At 67.1% G+C, this 15,921-nt stretch carries 15 protein-coding genes; 7 read left to right on the top strand and 8 right to left on the bottom strand.

What is annotated here, in order from left to right; genetic code table 11:
- Positions 1–3 precede the first annotated feature (3 nt).
- On the top strand, positions 4–327 hold the full coding sequence (locus EET13_RS08465) for a nucleotidyltransferase domain-containing protein (RefSeq protein WP_211186385.1): 324 nt from the start codon (positions 4–6) through the stop codon (positions 325–327).
- A 230-nt stretch (positions 328–557) separates the two neighbouring features.
- On the opposite strand, the gene mnmA is transcribed toward EET13_RS08465, so the two are convergent.
- The 5 genes from mnmA to EET13_RS08440 form a co-directional block, all read right to left on the bottom strand.
- Positions 558–1,649, bottom strand: a complete 1,092-nt coding sequence (gene mnmA, locus EET13_RS08460) for a tRNA 2-thiouridine(34) synthase MnmA (RefSeq protein WP_122441859.1) — start codon at positions 1,647–1,649, stop codon at positions 558–560.
- A complete protein-coding gene (locus tag EET13_RS08455; protein WP_122441858.1) occupies positions 1,646–2,827 on the bottom strand; it encodes a cysteine desulfurase family protein in 1,182 nt (393 codons plus the stop codon). Before EET13_RS08455 ends, mnmA begins: the two co-directional genes overlap by 4 nt.
- 123 nt (positions 2,828–2,950) lie before the next feature.
- Entirely contained in the window at positions 2,951–3,934 is a 984-nt protein-coding gene (locus EET13_RS08450) for an amidohydrolase family protein (RefSeq protein WP_122441857.1), read from the bottom strand.
- A gap of 93 nt (positions 3,935–4,027) precedes the next feature.
- The gene (locus EET13_RS08445; protein WP_122441856.1) at positions 4,028–4,861 is read right to left on the bottom strand and encodes a lysophospholipid acyltransferase family protein; all 834 of its coding nucleotides are present in this window, start codon (positions 4,859–4,861) and stop codon (positions 4,028–4,030) included.
- On the bottom strand, positions 4,861–5,697 hold the full coding sequence (locus tag EET13_RS08440; RefSeq protein ID WP_122441855.1) for a GNAT family N-acetyltransferase: 837 nt from the start codon (positions 5,695–5,697) through the stop codon (positions 4,861–4,863). The genes EET13_RS08445 and EET13_RS08440 overlap by 1 nt, the downstream gene beginning before the upstream one ends.
- Positions 5,698–5,827: 130 nt before the next feature.
- On the opposite strand from EET13_RS08440, the gene EET13_RS08435 reads away from it, so the two are divergent.
- Genes EET13_RS08435 through EET13_RS08420 form a run of 4 tightly spaced genes read left to right on the top strand, consistent with a single transcriptional unit; the run spans position 5,828 to position 9,696 of the window.
- Positions 5,828–6,445, top strand: coding sequence for a TetR/AcrR family transcriptional regulator (locus tag EET13_RS08435; RefSeq protein ID WP_122441854.1), 618 nt, complete (start codon positions 5,828–5,830; stop codon positions 6,443–6,445).
- Positions 6,438–8,252 (top strand): flavin-containing monooxygenase, encoded by a 1,815-nt coding sequence (locus EET13_RS08430; protein WP_122441853.1) that lies wholly within the window; start codon positions 6,438–6,440, stop codon positions 8,250–8,252. Before EET13_RS08435 ends, EET13_RS08430 begins: the two co-directional genes overlap by 8 nt.
- A complete protein-coding gene (locus EET13_RS08425; protein ID WP_122441852.1) occupies positions 8,249–8,728 on the top strand; it encodes a hypothetical protein in 480 nt (159 codons plus the stop codon). The genes EET13_RS08430 and EET13_RS08425 overlap by 4 nt, the downstream gene beginning before the upstream one ends.
- 5 nt (positions 8,729–8,733) lie before the next feature.
- The gene (locus EET13_RS08420; RefSeq protein ID WP_122441851.1) at positions 8,734–9,696 is read left to right on the top strand and encodes an alpha/beta hydrolase; all 963 of its coding nucleotides are present in this window, start codon (positions 8,734–8,736) and stop codon (positions 9,694–9,696) included.
- 110 nt (positions 9,697–9,806) lie between these two features.
- On the opposite strand, the gene EET13_RS08415 is transcribed toward EET13_RS08420, so the two are convergent.
- From EET13_RS08415 to EET13_RS08405, 3 genes are all read right to left on the bottom strand, one after another.
- On the bottom strand, positions 9,807–11,063 hold the full coding sequence (locus EET13_RS08415) for a cytochrome P450 (protein WP_122441850.1): 1,257 nt from the start codon (positions 11,061–11,063) through the stop codon (positions 9,807–9,809).
- Between the two features lie 366 nt (positions 11,064–11,429).
- Entirely contained in the window at positions 11,430–12,386 is a 957-nt protein-coding gene (locus EET13_RS08410; protein ID WP_122441849.1) for an electron transfer flavoprotein subunit alpha/FixB family protein, read from the bottom strand.
- Positions 12,387–12,422: 36 nt separating this feature from the next.
- A complete protein-coding gene (locus EET13_RS08405) occupies positions 12,423–13,214 on the bottom strand; it encodes an electron transfer flavoprotein subunit beta/FixA family protein (RefSeq protein ID WP_122441848.1) in 792 nt (263 codons plus the stop codon).
- 271 nt (positions 13,215–13,485) lie between these two features.
- Between EET13_RS08405 and EET13_RS08400 the strand changes: the two genes are divergently transcribed.
- Positions 13,486–14,301, top strand: a complete 816-nt coding sequence (locus tag EET13_RS08400) for a class I SAM-dependent methyltransferase (protein ID WP_122441847.1) — start codon at positions 13,486–13,488, stop codon at positions 14,299–14,301.
- Positions 14,302–14,327: 26 nt separating this feature from the next.
- Positions 14,328–15,878: a 1,4-alpha-glucan branching protein domain-containing protein gene (locus EET13_RS08395; protein ID WP_425293651.1), complete on the top strand. Its 1,551-nt coding sequence runs from the start codon at positions 14,328–14,330 to the stop codon at positions 15,876–15,878.
- Positions 15,879–15,921 lie beyond the last annotated feature (43 nt).

The raw sequence follows: 15,921 nt of genomic DNA, 5'->3' as shown, positions 1-15,921 counted from the left end.
GCGATGGCCGAACTTGTTGTCCGAGCTTGTGATCCGGAGGAAGTCCTGCTCTTCGGATCGTTCGCGAAAGGTCGGCAGCGCGAGCACAGCGACGTCGATCTGCTCGTCATCACCGGCAAGCGCGCCTCCGATGCGCTGCGCCACGAGTTGCGGGATCTCCTGTTGCGATTCCCGGTGTCTGTGGACGTGCACCTGCTGACGCCGGACGAGGCCCGGGCCGCGTGGGCCGATCCCGGTTGCTTTGTCCAGTCGATCCTGTCCACCGCGGTGCCGCTGTATGTGCGCGGTGACCGTTCGATCGTTCGCGAATTAGCCGGAAATCCTTGACCGGATGACTTTCCGCGTTGTATTTTGAAGGTCCGGAGGAACTTAAAGTCATTGTATTGGGGTGTTGAATTAGTCGCAGGACAAATTGCACTGTCATAAAAAGCCTTCGTTACTAGATTGAGACCTCGCTCGCCGGGGCTCTTTCGCTTTTTAGGGCTCGTTTGTTTGAGAGCGAATCGAATGCGTTCCGCCGGCTCCTTCGACATCCGAAACGACGCTCGGCGCCTCGTTCAGCTTGCGGTTTGCCGCCGGTGACTGCCGGCTATGGTGGCGCTGCCGAGCACCTCGTCACCGCCGGGATCCGGCCGGTAGAGCACCGCCGTCTGGCCGCGCGCCACGCCGCGCAGCGGGGCGTGCAATCGCACCAGCAGTTCGTCACCCACCAATTCGGCTATGGCGGCGACTGTTTCACCGTGGGCACGAACCTGCACCGCGCAGTCGACCGGACCCGACGGTGCCGCGCCGGCAGTGAAGACCGGCGCCCGTCCGGTCAGCGCGTGCACATCGAGATCGGACACGTCACCCACGCGAACGGTCGCGGTTTCGGCGTCGATGGCGGTGACATAACGGGGGCGGCCATCGGGGCCGGGGCCGGGAATTCCGAGGCCCTTGCGCTGGCCGATGGTGAACTCGTGCACGCCGTCATGGGCGGCCAGCACGGCGCCGCCGGCATCGACGACCAGCCCGCGGCGCACACCGATGCGCGCACCGAGAAACGCCCGGGTGTCGCCGGACGGAATGAAGCAGATGTCGTGGCTGTCGGGCTTGTCGGCAACCGCCAGGCCGCGGCGGGCCGCCTCGGCCCGTATCTGCGGCTTGGGCGTGTCCCCGATCGGGAACAGCGCGTGGCGCAGCTGCTGGGCGGTCAGCACGGCCAGCACATAGGACTGGTCCTTGTCGCGGTCGACGGCGCGGCGCAGCCGCCCATCCGACAGCCGGGCATAGTGCCCGGTGGCCACCGCGTCGAAGCCCAGCGCCAGCGCCCGTGCGGACAGCGCCGAGAATTTGATCCGCTGATTGCACCGGACGCACGGGTTGGGTGTTTCGCCGCGAGCGTAGGACGAGACGAAGTCGTCGATCACGTCTTCGTTGAACTTCTCGACGAAATCCCAGACATAGAACGGGATTCCGAGTACATCGGCGACCCGTCGGGCATCAGAGGCGTCCTCTTTGGAGCAACAACCCCGCGATCCGGTGCGCAGTGTCGAGGGCGCCGTCGACAGTGCCAGGTGCACGCCGACCACCTCGTGGCCGGCGTCGACCATGCGGGCGGCGGCCACTGAAGAGTCGACCCCGCCGCTCATCGCGGCAAGGACCTTCACCGGGAGGCTCCCGCGGCGGCCAGGGCGGCTCCGCGAGCACGGGCCACCGCTGCGGGCAGCACCCGCAATGCCGCATCGACATCCGCGTCAACACTGGTGTGCCCGAAGGAAAGCCGCAATGATCCGCGGGCGCTGGCAGGGTCGGCGCCCATCGCGATCAGTACGTGTGACGGTTGGGCGACACCGGCGGTACAAGCCGACCCGGTCGAGCACTCGATCCCGTTGGCGTCCAACAACATCAGCAGCGCATCACCCTCACAGCCGCCAAAGGTGAAGTGCGCGTTGCCCGGAAGCCGCAACAGGTCACGTGCGCCGTTGAGACGCACATCGTCAATTTCGGCGAGCACACCTTCGACCAGGCGGTCGCGCAGCAGCCGCAGCCGCGCGCTGTTGGGTTCCAATCCGTCCACGGCGACCCGCGCCGCGGCAGCCATGCCTATCGCCCCGGCGACGTCGGGAGTACCCGAACGGACATCACGCTCCTGACCACCGCCGTGCAGCAACGGCACACAGGCGACATCGCGGCGCAGCAGCAACGCGCCGATGCCCGGCGGGCCGCCGAACTTGTGCGCCGCCACACTCATCGCCGACAACGTGCTGGCGCCGAAGTCGACCGGCAACTGCCCCACCGCCTGGATGGCGTCGCTGTGCATGGGCACGCCGAACTCGGCCGCGACGGCGGCCAGTTCGGCCGTCGGCATGATGGTGCCGACCTCGTTGTTGGCCCACATCACCGACACCAGCGCGACGTCGTCATGGCTGTGCAGCACCTCACGCAGCGCGGATGCCGACACCGAGCCGTCGGGCGCAGGGGGTAGCCAGGTCACGTCAGCGCCCTCGTGCTCGACCAGCCAGTCCACCGCGTCAAGCACGGCGTGGTGTTCCACCTGCGAGGTGACAATGCGCCGACGGCCGGGTTGCGCGTCACGGCGCGCCCAGTAGATTCCCTTGACGGCCAGGTTGTCGCTTTCGGTACCGCCGGCGGTGAAGATCACCTCCGACGGGCGCGCGCCGAGCCTGTCGGCGATCAGCTCCCGGGATTCCTCGATTCGGCGGCGCGCCGCACGCCCCGTGGTGTGCAGCGAGGAAGCATTGCCGGCGAAGCCGAGCACGGCCGTCATCGCCTCGATGGCGGCCGGGTGCATCGGGGTGGTTGCGGCGTGATCCAGGTAGACCATGACTTGGCCCACGATACCGGCCGGGCCCGAAGACCCAGAATTTTCTGGCGGTCGGCAACGCAAGCCGCGATGCAGGCGGGCCGACTCGACCAGCCGCGCGGCGACCGGGGGCGCGGCCCACCCTCAGTCGATGTCGGATAGTCCGAGCAACCGGGCGGCGTTGCGCCAAAGCCACTGCTCGAGGGTGGCCGCGTCCACGGGAAGTGCCCGCATCTCATCGCAAAGTTGCTGGTAAGAACGGTTGATCAGAAATGCGCCGGAGCCGTAAACAACCTTGTCGCGAATCGTGCTCTGGCCGAACCGCAGCAGAGCATCCCACCCGGCGCCGGGGGCCGTGAAGTACCTGGGGCGGTGCGCACCGAGCTCGAGATAGACGTTGGGGTGTTTCCAGGCGATCAGGCAGGCCTCGAGCACCCACGGGTAGCCGGCGTGGCTCATCAGGATGGTCAGCTCCGGGAAGCGGCACGCGACGTCGTCGATGTGACGGGGATGGCCGAGTTCGCTGGGCCGGGTTCGGGTCCAGTTGGCCGACGTGTGGATACTCAGCGGAATTCCGAGTTCGACGCACTTGGCGTAGTACGGGAAGTATGCGGGGTCAGACGCCGGACGGCCGATCATGAAGGGTCGCAGGCTGAGTCCGCGGAACCCGCGATCGGTGACCCAGTGCTCGAGTTGGTCGAGGCCCGAGGTGCCGCTCATGACGTCGGCCCCGGCGAATGGGATGAACCGATCCGGATGCCGGGCGGCGAGCGCGGCCACCGATTCGTTGTGCACGAACGTCACGCCGCAGGTGGAGTGCTCGTCGAAGCCGGTGATGAGGCTCTGGCGGATACCGGCGGCGTCGAGCTGGGCGAGTATGGCATCGTCGCTTCGGCGCAGCGATTCGGCGTAGGCCGCGAATTGCTCGGGAGTTAGCCGCGTCTTGGTGAACACTTCGAGATATCGAAGCTGTTCGGCAGGAAATCCGGCCCGCAGGTCGTCGACGATCTCGGTAGCCGGCACGATCGGCGCCCACATGTCAATGACCGGCGTCGGGGTCCTGTGCTCAGGTATGCCAGCGGCGTCGTCCGGCAGCGTCTTCACCTCGAACAGACTATTGCGCGACATGTCCGGTGTGGTAGTTGCCCTGCCGGACAACGTGATTCCTGTTTCGCGACAGCCATTTCGCTGGTCCGACACGCGAGGCAGGAAGGCGTGCCGTCAAGCCGCCAGCGCCTGCCGCGGACCCGGGTGCTGCGACCGCTGCGGCCGCTGGTGCACCGCGAGCTCGCACCGTCTGGCCAATGCCCGGCGATCGGCACCCGGCAACTGCAGACAACCGACATGCACCCGGACCACCGTGCGGCGCACGGCCAGCACCCGGCACACCGACCGTGCCAACGTGTCCCGGCCGACATAGGCCGGCGTGGTCGACACCGTGCCGTCGACGTGGTGATAGGTCAGCCGCAGTGGTTGTACCGGGCGGCCGGCGTCGATGGCGGCTTGAAACATCGCCGGGTAGAAGCTGCCGGAGGCGAGCCCGCACCAGGTGGTGCCCTCCGGGAAGGCCACCACGGTCTGGCCGGCACGCAGCCGGCCGCCGACGGTGCCCACCACTGCCGGCAGCCGGCGCAGGCTGGCCCGCTCGATCGGGATGATCTTCAGCAGCCGGGCCACCATGGCGATCGCGCGGCCGCTGAACATGTCGGCACGAGCGACGAACGATCCGGGCAGCACCGCGCCGATGGCGAAGACGTCCAGCCAAGACATGTGGTTGCTGACCACCAGAACGCCGGATAGGTTTCGAATCGGGTTGCCCGACACCATGATTCGGACACCAAGACAGCGCAGCACCGCCCGGCAGTAGGCACGTTGCAGGCCGGGGCGACCAAGGACGAACAGCAGCGGCACCCCCGGTGCCAGCAGCAGTGCCTGGCCGAGGCGTACCGCCACCCGCAGCACCAGCAGCACGGGCGGCGAATCGGCCGGGTGGCCCACACAGCTCACGTCGCATGACGCGCGTGGCAGCCAGGCGTGCCCTCCCGAAGGGCTCATCAGGCCACCCCGCCCAACAATGCCGAGGCCGCCGACACCGACCGCAGGCGACTCAGGTAGCGGGCATCGGCTCGATGCTTGCTCAGCAGCACGCAGAAGTCGCCGACCCCGAAGGCGGGGTCGTGGGCGGGTTCGCCGCACACCTGTGCGCCCAGCCGTAGGTAACCACGCATCAGCGGCGGGACCGCCGCACGCCGGGGCGGGGCGATGTCATCGAGGCCCTTGCCGCCGATGCGCACCGCCCGGTAGGGGTGCACCCGGTACGGCGCAGCGTGACGCGCCAACACGAAGTCACGCGCACCGCGCAGCTGGCATCCCGGGACGTCGTCGCCTGAATCGATCGGGACCGACACACAGCCGGTCACATAGTCGTAGTCACATCGGTCCAGGTAGGCGAGAATGCCCGCCCACATCAGCAGGACCACCCCGCCGTTGCGGTGACCGTCGCGCACCGCGGCGCGGCCCATCTCGACCAACGACGGCCGCAGCGGGTCGAAAGCGCGGACGTCGAATTCGGTGGCGGTATACAGGCCTCCCGCGGCGATGGCACCGGCCGGCGGCAGCATCCGGTAACACCCCACCAGCTCACCGGTGTCGTCGTCGCGGACCAGCAGGTGGTCGCAGTACTCGTCGAATCGGTCGACGTCGCGACCGTCACTGGCCGCGGGCAACGTGAAGCCGGGGGTACGGCTGAAGACGTCGTAGCGGAGTCGCTGCGCCGCCTCGATCAAAGCGGCGTCGGTGGTCAGCAACAGGGAGTAGCGTGGTCCGGCGGGTGATCCTGCGACCGCACCGTGCGGCTTGTCGCTGGGTATGAGGACAGAAGCGATGCTCATGCCACCAACGTGGCGCAGCCGGTCAGCTAACCGGCATCGAGGCTGTGACGGGCCGGTGCACGTCAGGTGACAACATGTCGCAGCGCCGGGTCCTTGCCGAATTTTGAAAATTGATCCAATATTTTGTGCCATGGCACACGTCCCCGGATACGCCAAGCGCCACCGGACCCGTGCGGTGATTCTGGATGCCGCACTGGCCGAGGCCAGCGAGCGGGGACTGCATCGGGCATCGGTGACCGGGATCGCCGCACGGGCCAACACCGCAGTGGGAAACCTGCACTATCACTTCGGCTCTCGCGCGGAATTGTTACGCGCGACCATGCGCAAGCTGATGATGGATTTCTTTGCGCGGCTGGCGGATTCCGAAGAGCAACGCGTGCCGCACAGCGGCGATTTCTTCGAGCGCCACCGCGCCGGGTTGCTGGCCTATGTCGAGTACGTGCGCAGCAACCCCGGCCACATCCGGTTGGTCGACGAGATCAGATTTCTCGAGCCCGAGCTGTATCGCCAGGGCATCAATGCCTGGGTGGACCTGGTTTCGGCCCGGTTGCGCGACGGCATCGCGGCCGGCTCGGTACGAGCGATGACCGACGTCGAGCTCGCCGCGCAAGCACACTTCCTGGTCGGCGCCCATCGGTTCCTCGAGGACCTCGTCGGCGACCCGGCTCACGAGGAAGAAATCGTCGACGCCTACCTGCGATTGGTACGGCGCGGGCTGGCAGCAGAATCGGAAGGCGGTCATGACTGAATTCACTGGACGCACTGGATCATCATTCGATCCCGACGCGCTGCGGGCCAAATACCAACAGGAACGCGACAAGCGCCTGCGCCCGGACGGCATCCGCCAATATGTGCAAATTGCAGGCGCATTCGCCCGCTTCGGTGACGACCCGTGGGCTGATCCCGACTTCTCCCGCGATCCGATCACCGAGACAACCGACGTGGCGATCATCGGTGCCGGTTTCGGCGGACTGCTCATCGGTGCGCGATGCCGGGAACTCGGCGTGGACGATATCCGGCTCATCGACAAGGCGGCCGATGTCGGCGGCACCTGGTACTGGAATCGCTACCCCGGCATCGCTTGTGACGTCGAGTCCTACATCTACCTGCCCCTGCTCGAAGAGCTCGGCTACGTCCCGACCGAGAAGTACGTCAAGGGGGCCGAAATCTTTGCCCACTGCCAGCGCATCGCCGAGCACTACGACCTGTACCGCAATGCGCGGCTGAACACCGAGGTCACCGAGATCCGTTGGGACCCAGCCGACTCCCGCTGGGTAATCGCCACCAACCGCAACGACACGATCCGCGCCCGCTTCGTGGCGATGGCCAATGGTTATCTGCAGAAACCGAAGCTACCGGGCATCGACGGGATAACGTCGTTCGGCGGCCACGCTTTTCATACCAGCCGCTGGGATTACGGCTACACCGGCAAGAACCTCGAGCGGCTGTCCGACAAGCGGATAGGCATCATCGGCACCGGCGCCACGGCGATCCAGTGCGTGCCCCGCCTGGCCGAGGCGGTGCGGCAGCTGTTCGTCTTCCAGCGCACCCCGTCGACGGTGGATGTGCGGGCCAATAGGCCAACCGATCCGGATTGGGCGGCGTCGCTACAGCCGGGCTGGCAGCGACGGCGTATCGAGAATTTCCAGATCCTCACCGCGGGAGGCGAATCCGACGAGGATTTGGTTGACGACGCGTGGACCAGCCTGACCAAGAGCCTGCCCATCGTGCGGCACAACGCCAACGCGGTGCCCGGGCAGGCGTCCCCGCTGGAGCTGGCGGACTTCGCGAAAATGGAAGAGATCCGGGCCCGTATCGACTCGATCGTCACCGATCCCGCCACCGCCGAGGCGCTCAAACCGTGGTACGGCTACTTCTGCAAACGGCCCTGCTTCCACGACGAATACCTGCAAGCCTTCAACCGTGACAATGTCACCCTCGTCGACACCCACGGGCATGGCGTCGAGCAGATCACCGAAACGGGTGTCGCGGTCGACGGCGTCGAATACCCGCTTGACTGTTTGATTTTCGCCACCGGGTTCGAGGTCGGCACCGACTACTCCCAGCGGACCGGCTTCGAGATCATCGGCCGCGACGGCCTGACGCTCACCGATAAATGGTCCAGCGGCATCCGCACCTTTCACGGCCTGCACGTGTACGGCTTTCCGAACTGCTTCATCGAAAGCATCGCCCAGTCGGGCTTCACCGTGAACTTCCCATACTTGATCGACACCCAATCCCGGCACGTGGCCTGGGTGATCGCCTGGGCGCTGCGACACGGTGTCACCGAGGTGGAGGCCACCGCCGAGGCCGAAGCGGCCTGGGTCGACACCGTCGTGCAGCGCTCGGCCGTGATAGCCGGACGGCGTGAGGCGTGCACTCCCGGCTATTACAACCGCGAAGGACAGGTGAGCGCCCGGCTGCAGCAGGACAGCTTTTTCTTCGGCAGCCCAACCGAATACGCCGACATCTTGACGGCGTGGCGGGAGGCAGGCGAGGTCGCCGGACTGGCCCTACGCACTTCGGCACCCGCCGATCAGGGGGTCGCGTCATGATCGACGGCACCTTCGACGCCTCGCGGTACCGGTGGAAGGAGGTGACCGGACGCCCGGGGTCGAAATACAAAATCCAGCACGACTACACCATCCTGGGCTACGACCGTGACGTGGCCACCCTCGACATGGTGGTGCGCTGGCAAGGCGACGGCGGGCACTGCCCGATCCACCGCCACGCGGCCGCCACCAGCATCATCGTGCTGGCCGGCGAGCAGCATCTGTGGGACGTCGAATCAGACGGTACGGTCGGCAATCATCGTTGCCGGCGTGCGGGTGACTATGCGCTGACCGGCAACGACCAAAAGCCGCATCTGGAGCGCGGTGGCGACGACGGCGGTCTGGTCTATTTCGGGGCGCGCCCCAACTCTCCCGACGCGCTGCTCTACGAGATCTACGATGCCGACATGAACGTCGTCGCCCGGATCACCATCGACTCCCTGGTCGCCGATTTCAACGCCGACCCGGTTACGGCCTGACCGCCGTGGGCCTGCAGATCGACCAGGAGGTGGTCGCCGAGCTGGCGTTGCTGAGTACCGGCGGGACCGCTTCCGAGCCGCCCCCGGTGGGCGATGTGGCCACCCGGCGGGTCAACAGCAAACGCACCGTCGACCAGCTGATGGCTACCCGCCCGCCGATAGCCGGCGTGCAGGTGCAGCACCACGCGGTAGCCACCGACGACGGAGCGACGCTGACGTTGGCCTGGTACCACGCGACGACGGAGCAGCCACCCGGTAGCGCGGTGCTGTATTTGCACGGCGGCGGAATGATTTTCGGCATGCGCGAACTTGGCGGCCTCTACGACTGGCTCGCGCGACGCTACGTCGCCGACTCCGGTGTGCCCATGTTGCTCGTCGACTATCGCACCGCACCGGAGGCTGCGCACCCGGTCCCGCTGCACGACTGTTTTGCCGCCCTGGAATGGCTGCACGGCCACGCCGGCGAACTGGGCGTCGATCCGGCCCGGGTGGCCGTGATGGGCGACAGCGCCGGCGGCGCCCTTGCCGCCGCGGTGTGCCTGATGGCCCGCGATCGCGGTGGCCCCGCGATCGCCCAGCAACTGTTGGTCTATCCGATGCTCGACGATCGGACCTGCCTGCCCGACCCGGAACTGGTGCCGTTCGTGACCTGGACCTACGACGACAACACGACCGGCTGGCAGGCCCTGCTGGGTGAGAGCGTCGGCACCGACGGCGTCAGTTCTTACGCCGCTCCGGCGCGGGTGAGCGATGTGAGGAAGCTGCCGCCCACCTACATCGACGTGGGTGACCTCGACATCTTCCGCGACGAGGACATCGTCTATGCGCGCCGCCTGGCGGTGGCCGGCGTACCAACCGAATTGCATGTGCACCCGGGTTGTCCGCACGCATTCGAAAGCATGGCGCCCAATGCCGCCGTTTCCCGCCGAGCGATCGCCGACCGCGTGCGGCGGCTGCGGACCATCTGAGAGGCTCTGATCCGGATTCCCGAAACCCGTTGAAGGGCCCCGGCAATTGGGAGCGGGGCGGTGACCACTGACGAGCGGTTCACGTCAGCACAGAGCGGGCTCCGTGACGCTCAGTGACCGATCGGGCAACCGGACGCGCCGCCGTAGTCGACCTGCCAGTGCTTGATGCCGTTCAGCCATCCGGATCGCAGCCGCTCCGGCGGCGAAATCGGCTTCAGGTCAGGCATATGGTCGGCGATCGCGTTGAAGATCAAGCTGATTGTCATCCGGGCCAGGTTGGCTCCGATGCAATAATGTGCGCCGGTGCCACCGAATCCGACGTGCGGGTTGGGATCACGCAAGATGTCGAAGGTGTAAGGGTCGTCGAAGACTTCCTCGTCGAAGTTCGCCGACCGGTAGAACATCACCACCCGTTGGCCCTTGCGGATCGGCACACCGGAAACTTCGGTGTCTGTTAGTGCCGTTCGCTGAAACGCCGTCACCGGGGTGGCCCAGCGCACGATCTCGTCGGCCGTGCTGTGCGGACGCTCACGCCGGAAAAGCTCCCACTGGTCGGGGTATTCGGTAAACGCCATCATGCCCTGGGTGATGGAGTTGCGGGTGGTCTCGTTGCCCGCCACCGCCAGCATGAGGACGAAGAACCCAAACTCGTCGTCGGACAGTTTCTCGCCGTCGATGTCGGCCCGGATCAGCGTGGTGACAATGTCGTCACCGGGGTTCCTCGACTTCACGTCGGCCATCTGCATCGCATAGGCGAGCACCTGCATCGACGACGCCTCGGCGTCGATGTCTGCGTATTCGGGGTCCTCGCTGCCCGTCATTTCGTTGGACCAGCGAAACAATTTGGCTCGATCTTCTTGCGCCACCCCCAGCAGGCCGGCGATGGCCTGCAGCGGCAACTCGCAGGACACCTGTTCGACGAAGTCACCGGTCCCTTGTGCGGCAGCATTTTTGACGATGTTGTGTGCACGCTGGTCGAGTTCGCTGCGCAGCCGCCCGACGGCCCGCGGGGTGAATCCCCGCGAGATGATCTTGCGCAGCCGGGTGTGGTGCGGGGCATCGATGTTGAGCAGCACCGAGCGCTGCATGTCGATGTTCTCCCGCTTCATGTCGTCGGGGAACCTTGGGATCGCGGTGTTGACGTAGGTGGAGAAGACGTCGCTTCTCAGCGAAATGTCTTTGACGTCTTTGTGTTTGGTGACGACCCAGAAGCCGCCGTCATTGAAGCCGCCCTTGCCGATCGGTTGGTCGTTCCACCAGATCGGGGCGACTCGGCGCAGCTCGGCAAGCTCGTCGACGGGCAACCGCCGGGCGTAGATGTCGGGGTCGGTGAAATCGAAGCCGGCAGGAAGGCTCGGGCAAGTCATCGGCCGGACTCCGGCGGCCGGTGCGTGCGCCCGCACGAGGGCCCGCTGGCCGCCCGATCGTCATGACCACTACTCCAAGCGGTATCCCACCACCGGGCAAGCCCCGCCGAGCCGCACATTCGGTTCCTCCCCAATTCAGCCGGCTACAACACGTCCGGCCTCATCAACTAATCGATCAGTTGATTGAATCCACTATGGGGACCGCGGGCCGCCACAGTCAAGAGCTGCGGCCCCGCGCTGGCGATTGCGCTACCGGACACACGCGGCGCGTGCCGATCCCGCCGCCGGCGAGCAGCGGGATCGGCACGACGCGAAACATGTTGGCAGCAAGGCGTTCCGCCGGGACCGCAAACACCCGGCGAGGGGCTAGCCCTTACGGGCCTTGATCGCCTCGGTCAGCTGCGGAGCAACCTTGAACAAGTCGCCGACCATGCCGTAGTCGGCGATCTCGAAGATCGGCGCCTCCTCGTCCTTGTTGACCGCGACGATGGTCTTGGACGTCTGCATGCCGGCACGGTGCTGGATGGCGCCGGAGATGCCCAGCGCGATGTAGAGCTGCGGCGACACTGTCTTGCCGGTTTGACCGACCTGGAACTGGCCCGGGTAGTAACCGGAGTCCACGGCGGCACGGGATGCGCCGACGGCGCCACCCAGCGAGTCGGCCAGCGCCTCGACGACGCTGAAGTTCTCGGCGCTGCCGACACCGCGGCCACCCGAGACCACGACGGTGGCCTCGGTCAGCTCCGGCCGGTCCCCGGCCACCGCAGGCTGGCGGGAAGTGATCTTGGTGGCGTTCTCGGCCGGAGCCGGCACTTCCACGCTGACCTGCTCACCAGCGCCCTCGGTGGGCTCCGCCTCGATGGCCCCGGCGCGCACCGAGATCACCGGCGTGTCGCCGGTGGCTTGCGCCTCGACGGTGAACGCGCCACCGAAGATGCTATGGACGCCCACCGCACCCTCTCGGACGTCCACCACGTCGACCAGCAGCCCAGATCCGATCCGGGCGGCGAGCCGGCCGGCGATCTCCTTGCCGTCGGCGGTGGCGGCCACCAGCACTGCGGCGGGGGCCGAGGACTCGGCCAGCGCCGCCAGCATGTCGACATACGGGGTGAGCAGGTACTGGTCGACGACATCCGACTCGGCGGTGTAGATCTTGGCGGCACCGGCCGCCTTCAGTCCGTCGACCAGCGGCGCGGCGGTGCCAGGGGCGCCGACCACGACGGCCGCCGGCTCACCCAGTGCACGGGCGGCGGTGAGCAATTCGGAGGTGACCTTCTTCAGCGCACCTTCAGCGTGCTCAACGAGCACAAGTACTTCAGCCATGGGTTATATCGCTCTCGTCTAGGAACCAGCGCTGGTTCAGATGATTTTCTGGCCGACCAGGTACTGCAGGATCTGGTTACCGCCCTCGCCCTCGTCGGTGACCTTCTCACCGGCCGTCTTCGGCGGTTTGGGTGTCGAGGACAACACCGTCGACCCGGCATTGGCCAGACCGACCTCGTCGGCTTCGACTCCGATCTCGGCCAGGGTCAGCACGGTCACTTCCTTCTTCTTGGCGGCCATGATGCCCTTGAAGGACGGGAAGCGGGGCTCGTTGATCTTCTCGTTGACGCTGACCACCGCGGGCAGGGTCGCCTCGAGGGTGAACACACCATCGTCGGTTTCGCGCTCGCCGGTGACTTTGCCGCCCTCGACCGATAGTTTGCGCAGGTGGGTGAGCTGCGGTAGGCCCAGGTATTCGGCGATGATGGCCGGCACCGCGCCGCCCACGCCGTCGGTGGACTCGTTCCCTGCGATCACCAGCTCGGTGCCTTCGATGGTGCCCAGGGCTCGCGCCAGCGCCCATCCGGTCTGGATGACATCGGAGCCGTGCATGCCGTCGTCCTTGAGGTGCACGGCCTTGTCGGCGCCCATGGACAACGCCTTGCGAATCGCCTCGGTGGCACGCTCGGGGCCCGCGGTCAGCACGGTCACCGACCCTTCTCCGCCTTCTCGCTCCCGGATTTGCAGCGCCTCTTCCACAGCGCGCTCGTTGATCTCGTCCAGGACCGCGTCGGCGGCCTCCCGGTCGAGCGTCCAGTCACCCTCGGTCAGCTTGCGCTCCGACCAGGTATCCGGGACCTGCTTGATCAGGACCACGATGTTTGTCATGAGTGTGGCTCGTCCTCCTCGAAGGCGTCCGGCAGCGCTCGTCAGCCGGACTCGGTCACGCGGTTCGCAACCGCACAGGCATGTTACTAGGAGGTAACTTTTTGCGGTCTGCCCTCACACCATAGCGGGTGGTACTTGCCGGATTGCCCGGTCACCCCGGCAAACGGGGGACCCTCGGCTCGTCGGTCGGCACCTGCCGCGCCCTTGCCGGGCCGCCGCTAACCGGTGCGCGGTTCGCGAATCGGGCACTACGGGTTAGCCTGCCTTAACAATGAGCGCATTCGTCCCCGGCCATCCCCGAAACACCCCGACCGGCCCGCCGCAGCCGGCGGTGCTGACCCTCACGGGTGAACGCACCATCCCCGACCTGGACGTCGAGAACTACTGGTTTCGCCGGCACGAGGTCGTCTATCAGCGGCTGGCGCCGCGCTGCGCGGGCCGTGACGTGCTGGAAGCCGGATGCGGCGAGGGCTACGGCGCTGACCTGATCGCCGAGGTGGCCCGCCGGGTGGTCGCAATCGATTACGACGAGGCCGCCGTGGCACACGTCCGCAGCCGTTACCCGCGGGTCGACGTGATGCAAGCGAACCTGGCCGCGCTGCCGCTGCCCGACGCCTCGGTGGACGTTGTGGTCAACTTCCAGGTTATCGAGCACCTCTGGGACCAGGGGCAGTTCGTTCGCGAGTGCGCCCGGGTGCTGCGGCCGTCGGGCCTGCTGCTGGTGTCCACCCCGAACCGGATCACCTTCTCCCCCGGCCGCGACACCCCGATCAACCCCTTCCACACCCGCGAGCTCAACGCCGATGAACTCACCGAGCTGCTGGTCGACGCGGGCTTCGCAGAGGTGGCCATGTACGGGTTGTTTCACGGGCCGCGGTTGCGCGAGATGGACGCCCGCCACGGCGGCTCGATCATCGACGCCCAGATCGCGCGGGCGGTTGCCGACGCGCCGTGGCCCGCCGAGCTGGCCGCCGATGTCGCGGCGGTCACCACGGCCGACTTCGACATGGTGAGCCGCGACGAGCGCGACATCAACCACGACATTCAAGACAGCCTGGATCTGATCGCGATCGCGGTGCGCCCGTGAACGCAGCCGTCAGCCGGGTGCCCGGAATGTTCACCCTGGTCTTGCACACCCACCTGCCCTGGCTGGCCCACCACGGCCGCTGGCCGGTCGGTGAGGAATGGCTGTACCAGTCTTGGTCGGCTGCCTACCTGCCGCTGTTTCGGGTGCTGCGTGAGCTGGCCGGCGAAGACCGCCGCGGGTTGGTCACGCTGGGCATGACGCCGGTGGTCAACGCCCAGCTGGACGACCCGTATTGCCTCGACGGCATGCATCACTGGCTGGCCAACTGGCGACTGCGCGCCACCGAAGCCGCCAGTGTGCGATGCCTGCCACGCTCGAAATCGGCGAGCTACCAGTCGTGCACGCCGGAAGCGTTGCGGGCGTTCGGGACTCGTGAGTGCGTTGAGGCCGACCAAGCGCTGCAGGACTTCGCGACACTGTGGCGTCACGGCGGCAGCCCGCTGCTGCGCGGATTGATCGACGCCGGCGCGGTGGAACTGCTCGGCGGCCCGTTGGCGCACCCGTTCCAGCCGTTGCTCAATCCCCGGCTGCGCGAGTTCGCACTGCGCGAAGGCCTGGCCGACGCGTGGTTGCGGATGGCGGCCCGCCCGACCGGCATCTGGGCGCCCGAATGCGCTTACGCCCCCGGCCTCGAGCACGACTATGCCGCCGCGGGAGTCAGCCACTTCATGGTGGACGGCCCGTCACTGCACGGTGACACGGCGCTGGGCCGGCCCGTCGGCGACACCGACGTGGTCGCGTTCGGGCGTGACCTGCAGGTCAGCTATCGGGTGTGGTCGCCGAAATCCGGCTATCCCGGACATGCCGCCTACCGCGACTTCCACACCTACGACCATCTGACCGGTCTCAAGCCGGCCCGGGTCACCGGCCGCAATGTGTCCTCGGAAGCCAAGGCGCCCTACGACCCCGAACGGGCCGACCGCGCGGTGGACATCCACGTCGCCGACTTCGTCGACCTGGTGCGCGGCCGGCTGATCGCCGAGTCGGAGCGCATCGGGCGCCCCGCCCACGTGGTCGCCGCCTTCGACACCGAGTTGTTCGGTCACTGGTGGTATGAGGGGCCGACCTGGCTGGCGCGGGTGTTGCGGGCATTGCCGGCCGCCGGGGTGCGAGTCGGCACCCTGCAGGACGCACTGACCGACGGGTTCGTCGGCGAGGCCGTCGAATTGCCGCCCAGCTCTTGGGGTTCCGGCAAGGACTGGCAGGTGTGGAACGGCGAGAAGGTGGCCGATCTGGTCCAGCTCAACTCCGAAGTCGTCGACACCGCGTTGAGCACCGTCGACAAGGCGCTGGCGCAGACAGCGTCGCTGGACGGGCCGATTCCCCGCGATCACGTCGCCGACCAGATCCTGCGCGAAACGCTGCTGACCGTCTCCAGCGACTGGCCCTTCATGGTGAGCAAGGACTCGGCCGCCGACTATGCCCGCTATCGCGCGCATCTGCACGCCCATGCAACCCGCGAGATCGCCGGGGCGCTGGCATCGGGCCGGCGCGATCAGGCGCAGCGGCTGGCCGACGGATGGAACCGCGCCAACGGTCTCTTCGGCGCTCTGGACGCCCGAAGGCTGCCCCGATGACGGCCACGCCGGGGCTGCGGGCGCACCGAGCCGGCGCAGGCCG

Origin of the sequence: Mycobacterium attenuatum (assembly GCF_900566085.1) — a bacterium.
Lineage (GTDB): Bacteria > Actinomycetota > Actinomycetes > Mycobacteriales > Mycobacteriaceae > Mycobacterium > Mycobacterium attenuatum.
Note: the sequence above shows the minus strand (reverse complement) of the source record. Positions and strands in the feature narration are given on the sequence as shown.

Coding starts and splice junctions, on each gene's coding strand:
- EET13_RS08405 (WP_122441848.1), bottom strand. CDS start 13,214: ATGACAAACATCGTGGTCCTGATCAAGCAGGTCCCGGATACCTGGTCG.
- EET13_RS08400 (WP_122441847.1), top strand. CDS start 13,486: ATGAGCGCATTCGTCCCCGGCCATCCCCGAAACACCCCGACCGGCCCG.
- EET13_RS08430 (WP_122441853.1), top strand. CDS start 6,438: ATGACTGAATTCACTGGACGCACTGGATCATCATTCGATCCCGACGCG.
- EET13_RS08450 (WP_122441857.1), bottom strand. CDS start 3,934: ATGTCGCGCAATAGTCTGTTCGAGGTGAAGACGCTGCCGGACGACGCC.
- EET13_RS08410 (WP_122441849.1), bottom strand. CDS start 12,386: ATGGCTGAAGTACTTGTGCTCGTTGAGCACGCTGAAGGTGCGCTGAAG.
- EET13_RS08425 (WP_122441852.1), top strand. CDS start 8,249: ATGATCGACGGCACCTTCGACGCCTCGCGGTACCGGTGGAAGGAGGTG.
- EET13_RS08440 (WP_122441855.1), bottom strand. CDS start 5,697: ATGAGCATCGCTTCTGTCCTCATACCCAGCGACAAGCCGCACGGTGCG.
- EET13_RS08415 (WP_122441850.1), bottom strand. CDS start 11,063: ATGACTTGCCCGAGCCTTCCTGCCGGCTTCGATTTCACCGACCCCGAC.
- EET13_RS08435 (WP_122441854.1), top strand. CDS start 5,828: ATGGCACACGTCCCCGGATACGCCAAGCGCCACCGGACCCGTGCGGTG.
- EET13_RS08455 (WP_122441858.1), bottom strand. CDS start 2,827: ATGGTCTACCTGGATCACGCCGCAACCACCCCGATGCACCCGGCCGCC.
- EET13_RS08465 (WP_211186385.1), top strand. CDS start 4: ATGGCCGAACTTGTTGTCCGAGCTTGTGATCCGGAGGAAGTCCTGCTC.
- EET13_RS08445 (WP_122441856.1), bottom strand. CDS start 4,861: ATGAGCCCTTCGGGAGGGCACGCCTGGCTGCCACGCGCGTCATGCGAC.
- EET13_RS08395 (WP_425293651.1), top strand. CDS start 14,328: ATGTTCACCCTGGTCTTGCACACCCACCTGCCCTGGCTGGCCCACCAC.